The organism is Edaphobacter sp., from assembly GCF_035532915.1.
Classification (GTDB): Bacteria; Acidobacteriota; Terriglobia; order Terriglobales; family Acidobacteriaceae; genus Edaphobacter.
Genome location: NZ_DATKQC010000273.1, coordinates 1 through 4,840, shown reverse-complemented (window position 1 = coordinate 4,840; position 4,840 = coordinate 1). Strand labels below are relative to the sequence as shown.

At 60.3% G+C, this 4,840-nt stretch carries 5 protein-coding genes and 1 pseudogene; 1 reads left to right on the top strand and 5 read right to left on the bottom strand.

The window, feature by feature from the left end; translation table 11 throughout:
- Positions 1-1,728: pseudogene (locus VMU57_RS13180) on the top strand (hypothetical protein); the annotation flags it as partial.
- 165 nt (positions 1,729-1,893) lie between these two features.
- Here the strand turns inward: VMU57_RS13180 and rsfS are convergent.
- The 5 genes from rsfS to VMU57_RS13155 form a co-directional block, all read right to left on the bottom strand.
- Complete coding sequence (gene rsfS, locus VMU57_RS13175) at positions 1,894-2,556, bottom strand: ribosome silencing factor (protein ID WP_325384124.1); 663 nt, start codon at positions 2,554-2,556, stop codon at positions 1,894-1,896.
- 180 nt (positions 2,557-2,736) lie between these two features.
- On the bottom strand, positions 2,737-3,342 hold the full coding sequence (nadD, locus tag VMU57_RS13170) for a nicotinate-nucleotide adenylyltransferase (protein ID WP_325384122.1): 606 nt from the start codon (positions 3,340-3,342) through the stop codon (positions 2,737-2,739).
- 191 nt (positions 3,343-3,533) lie between these two features.
- On the bottom strand, positions 3,534-4,139 hold the full coding sequence (locus tag VMU57_RS13165) for a hypothetical protein (RefSeq protein ID WP_325384120.1): 606 nt from the start codon (positions 4,137-4,139) through the stop codon (positions 3,534-3,536).
- A gap of 90 nt (positions 4,140-4,229) precedes the next feature.
- A complete protein-coding gene (locus tag VMU57_RS13160; RefSeq protein WP_325384118.1) occupies positions 4,230-4,550 on the bottom strand; it encodes a hypothetical protein in 321 nt (106 codons plus the stop codon).
- Positions 4,551-4,840, bottom strand: a 290-nt coding sequence (locus tag VMU57_RS13155; RefSeq protein ID WP_325384116.1) for a hypothetical protein, incomplete at its 5' end; no start/stop codon positions are given.

Here is a 4,840-nt window from a genome sequence, read left to right as displayed (position 1 = left end):
GCGCAGTCCTACAACTTCAACGGTACCGATCCCAGCGTATCGCCCGTGGGTTCGCAGTTTGAAGACCTGATCTGGGGCGCGCAGGGTGCGGTTTCAAATAACGCGGAGAACCAGTTCTTCACCCGTGCCGGAGTTCGACGCGCGAACGACCTCAGCCGCTTCCGCCAGCACGAGTGGGCTGCCTTCGCGCAGGACACGTGGAAGGTCAACTCAAAGTTCACCGCGATTCTCGGCATACGCTACGCCTTCAACGGCGTTCCTTACGAGAAGGACGGCAACTTCGCGAACTTCTACGGAGACGCGTCGACGGCTACCCCCGCGAACGGCTTTGTGTTTACGTCGGTCGGTCCCGGCACCGGGCGGCAGCTCTATGCCAACAGTTGGAAGCTGATCGAGCCCCGCGTCGGGTTTGCCTATGACCTCAACGGCGACGGCAAGACGGCGATTCGCGGCGGCTTCGGTATCTTCCACGACCGCATCTTCGACAACCTGTTCGGCAACGCGAAGTCGAACCCGCCCTATCAGGCGACGCTCAACGAGTATCCCTTTGACGGGACGCCGACCACGCCGACCCTGTCCACGTTCCCCTTCCCTGGGCAACTGACCCCGTCTGCCAGCATCACCGACGGCGATTTCAATACGCCGGTCGTGATTGCCCCCAACCTCAAGATGCCGACCAGCCAGAGCTATAACATCGGCATTCAGCACCAGATCAGCCGACAGTTGACGGTCGAGGTGAACTACGTGGGCAGCCACACCACGCACGCGCTGCGCGAGATTGATGGCGCGCCGCCGCAGCCCAATCTGGTGCAGGCGGCCCTGGCCGCGGGCATCGATCCAGCCGCCTTGCAGAGCACGGCACTGTATACCGGCGGCACCGATAGGAACGGGAACAGCTTCGGTCCAATGGTGAATAACAACGCCTTCTATCACGAGCTGTATCAGACCTCGATCGTGAGCGGAAGCTACAACGCTTTGCAGGTCAGCATGAACGGCCAGCTTGGCGGGCTTACGCTCACAGGCAGCTACACCTGGTCGCACGCGCTCGATAACGGAAGCGATCCTATCGTTCCGGGTGCGGGCGGCGCGGGCCTTCCGCGCAACAGCTTCGACCTTGGGCCGGAGTATGGCAACTCGGACTCCGACGTACGCAACCGCGGCACGGCGGCGGCCAGCTACAATCTGCCCGTCGGCGTGGGCGCTGCGCACATGAACAGCGGTCTGCTCGGCCACGTTCTTGAAGGCATCCAGATCTCCGGCATCCAACAGGTGCAGAGCGGCCTGCCCTTTGACCTTCGCGGCAGAGTCGATAACCTTCACACCAGCGTCATCAACCGTCCGGAGCTGATTGGAGCACCGTATCCTTCCAATCGCGGTCAGATCACCGCGAAAGGTAAGATCGTCGGTCCTTCAGAGGCCGCCTTTGCCAATGCGCCTTTTGGCGAGAGCGTCTCCATCCACCGCAACAAGTTCTACGGTGCGGGCTTCGTCGATACGGACATGGTCCTGCAGAAGACGCAGACCCTGCGCGAGTCGGTCAAGCTCGTCTTCCGCGCCGAGAGCTACAACGTCTTCAACCATCCCAATATGTCCGCGCCGGATACGGTCAGCCACAACTCGCTGACCCTGGGCTCGCCGACCTTTGGTGTGGCGACGTCGCAGGTTGGCCAGAACGACGGCACGACCGGCGCCCGCCAGATTCAGGGTGCCATCAAGCTGATCTTCTAAAGACGAAATACAGCGGCTTCTCCACTGTGCTTCGCCGCGGTCAAGATGACGTATCTTGAACTTCAGCAGGTTGATAGAACAACAAAAAAAGAGCGGGCCGCTTGATCTACAAGTGGGCCGCTCTTTTTGTCTTTCAGTTCTGTGCGATGGCTGAGATTGCGGCGGCTACTTTTTGCCGGTCTTCTTTGGCGCTGCTTTCTTCGCTGCGACTTTTTTGGTTGCCACTTTCTTTGTTGCGACTTTCTTTGCCGCCACTTTCTTTGTTACCGCTTTCTTTGCCGGTGCCTTTTTCACGGCCGTCGTCTTCGCTGCCACTTTCTTTGACGCGACCTTCTTCGCTGCCACTTTGACTGGCGTCTTTGCGGCAGTCTTCTTGATGGCGGGCTTTGCTGCCACTTTGGTCTCTGCTTCTTTGCTCGAGGCTTTTTTGGCGCGGACGGTAGTGATCCTTGCCTTCAGCTCGGCGTTCAGGTCGGCCACGCTCAAGGACGTTGCGGTCTTGCGCAGCCGCTCCAGGCCGTAGAAGGCGCGCTTTTCAGGCGAGAAGACATGGACGATGAAGTCCACGTAGTCCATCAGGATCCACTCGGCCTGACGCCGTCCCTCGACCGAGTTGGGATAGACGCCGAACTCGCGCTTGAGGCGAATCTCGATCTCATCGGTGATGGCGACGTTCTGGCGCTCGTTGGTTCCATTGCAGATCAAAAAGTAGTCGGTGAGGCCGCTCTCCGCGGGGTCCAGTGCGAGAACCCGAATATCTTCCGCCTTCTTGTCTTCGCAGGCCGCGGCGGCTGCGAGCAGTAGCTGGTTGCTTTCCGTGGATGGCATGAGGCTCCTTGTCTTCAATGGTAGCGGGTTGTGGCCGCAGAAGCCAGAGTTCTGCTTTAGGGGAGGTCTGATTCAAGTTCCTGAGCAATCCCTCGGGGGCTAAAGCCCCGTGACAGATGGGCGATTTGCGGCACGGCTGAAGACGTGCCCTTAACAAAACCGGACTTAATCAGAGGTTCCTTAGAGATAGAGGCGGTGGGCCTTGATGTAGCCTGCGACTGTTGCGGGAAGCAGGTCGGCGCAGGGGTCGCCGGTGCGCAGGCGCTCGCGCAGGAGGGTTGCGGAGACCTCTTCGTGGACGGTCTCGAGCAGGTGGACGCGGGCGCGCTGGGCGGGCGTGAGCGCGAGCGCGGAGAGGTCGTCGAGCGAGAAGCCGGGGCGGCTGACGACGATCCATTCGGCCAGCGCGAGCAGGCGTGCGGGGTCGCGCCAGTGGGGCAGGCTGAGGAAGCTGTCGGCTCCGACAAGGTTGTAGAGCACGGTCGCGGGCATGGTCTGGGCGAGTTCGGCGAGGGTGTCGGCGGTGTAGTTGGGCAGGCCGTCGTGGCGGGGTGCGTCGATGGTCGAGGCGTGAAAACGCTCGTCCTCGGCGCAGGCAAGGGTGGTCATGGCCAGGCGGTCGGCGAAGGAGGAGGGGGTGTCGTTGAGCTTGAGCGGCTGACGGCCCGCCGGGGCGAAGAGCACGGAGTCGAGCTGAAAGGCGTCGGCGTCGGCGGCGGCGGTAGCGATGGCCAGGTGGCCGAGGTGGGGAGGGTCGAAGGTGCCGCCGAACAGAGCGATGCGCAAGACTTGGCCCCTCTCCTTTAAACCAGCCTCGGACTGTTTTCTAAAAACAGCTTCGGCTTATTTTTCTTTAGGGATGCTCTGATTTACTCCCAGAGACTTACCTCAGCGGCTAAAGCCCCATTCATTTTATTGGACTTGCGGCACGGCTGAAGCCGTGCCCTTAACAAAACAACGGCTTAATCAGAGGCTCCTTAGAAAGGCAGATGGAAGACGATGCCCGAGCTGACCGATTGCAGGGGGTAGGTGTGGTTGTTGCTGAGGGCACCGGCACCGATCTCGACCAGGCGGAAATCCAGGAAAGGGGCGATCGGAATGTCTACGCCGGCAAAGCCCATGTACTCGAAGTTATTTTTCATCACGATGCCGTTGTTTCCGTAGAGGATGCCGTAATTGCTGCGTCCGATTCCGACCGAGCCCTGGATGTACGGGCGAAGGATGGTGTGCAGGACGGGCGCGTTGAAGACGGCGCGGATGCCGAACAGACCGGAGTCGACGCGGGCGCCGCCGCCGTTGGCGTTGATATAGGCTCCGCGCTTGGTGGTGGTGATGCTGCCGCGCGCGTCCACACCCAGCTTGACCAGGTGGCCGACCTTGTAGAAGTCGTAGTAGATGCCGCCGGTGCCGCCAAGGGGGGCGACATCGTTATTGATGGCTCCGGGGGTGGTGGCCTCGGGCGAGGTCTTGAGACCGCTGAGGCGGTTCGCGGTGAAGGTCCCATAGACGCCTAACTGGGCGTGGGCAGTGGCGGTGACGAAGGTGGCGACGGCCAGGAGGAGAAGTGCTTTACGGAGGTTCATGTAGCGTCTAGTTTACCTGTTGCCGTGTTTTAAGGGATTTGCGGGAGCATTTTTTTGCGCGGCAGCAGGGTGGAAGACGATGTTCCGGAATCAATCGTCGCCAAGGTTGAGGGAAAGATTCTGCGCGGCTTCAGGGCGGGAGCGAGGCGCTTTTTTGAAGGTGGCTTCGCGAACGTGCAGCGGGCGCTGGACGGTTTTATTGCCTTCGAGAAGGTCTTTAACGGTCTCTCTGTCACTACAAGTCTCCGGTTCACAGCCGTGAATGCAGGTAGGCCAGAGGCGATCGAATTCGTTAGAGGCGACAAGCTGGTCTTCTTTCGACCACGTCTTGCGTCCGTTGGCTCTCATGGCTTGGTTGCCCGCGTCGAAGCTCGCGGCGTAGGCAAGCTCCCGGTTTAATTTGACGCGCATTCAGGAATCGCCTTCTGCGTCACTTAGGTTTAGAGATAGATTTATCGCGGCAGCTGGCCGATGCCGCGGAGCCTTCTTGAAGGTGGCGTCGAGCAGTCGGGGGTATTGCACAGCCTTCTTACCTTCGAGCAGATCCTTGATTGTCAGGAGTTGGAGTCGCGGGTATTGGCCGCCCGCCGGTGAGTTGTAAAAGCCGGCTTCTGCTGCTTCCTTCTGCATGGGTTTAGTGGGCTCTTCAAAGGAGATGTAGACGCCGATCTCGGCCTTCTCGCGCTGGAGGACTCCAATGA

Bases quoted from the DNA above. Each gene is read 5' to 3' on its own strand.
- VMU57_RS13165 (WP_325384120.1), bottom strand. From the start codon at position 4,139: ATGAACCTCCGTAAAGCACTTCTCCTCCTGGCCGTCGCCACCTTCGTC.
- rsfS (WP_325384124.1), bottom strand. From the start codon at position 2,556: ATGCCATCCACGGAAAGCAACCAGCTACTGCTCGCAGCCGCCGCGGCC.
- VMU57_RS13160 (WP_325384118.1), bottom strand. From the start codon at position 4,550: ATGCGCGTCAAATTAAACCGGGAGCTTGCCTACGCCGCGAGCTTCGAC.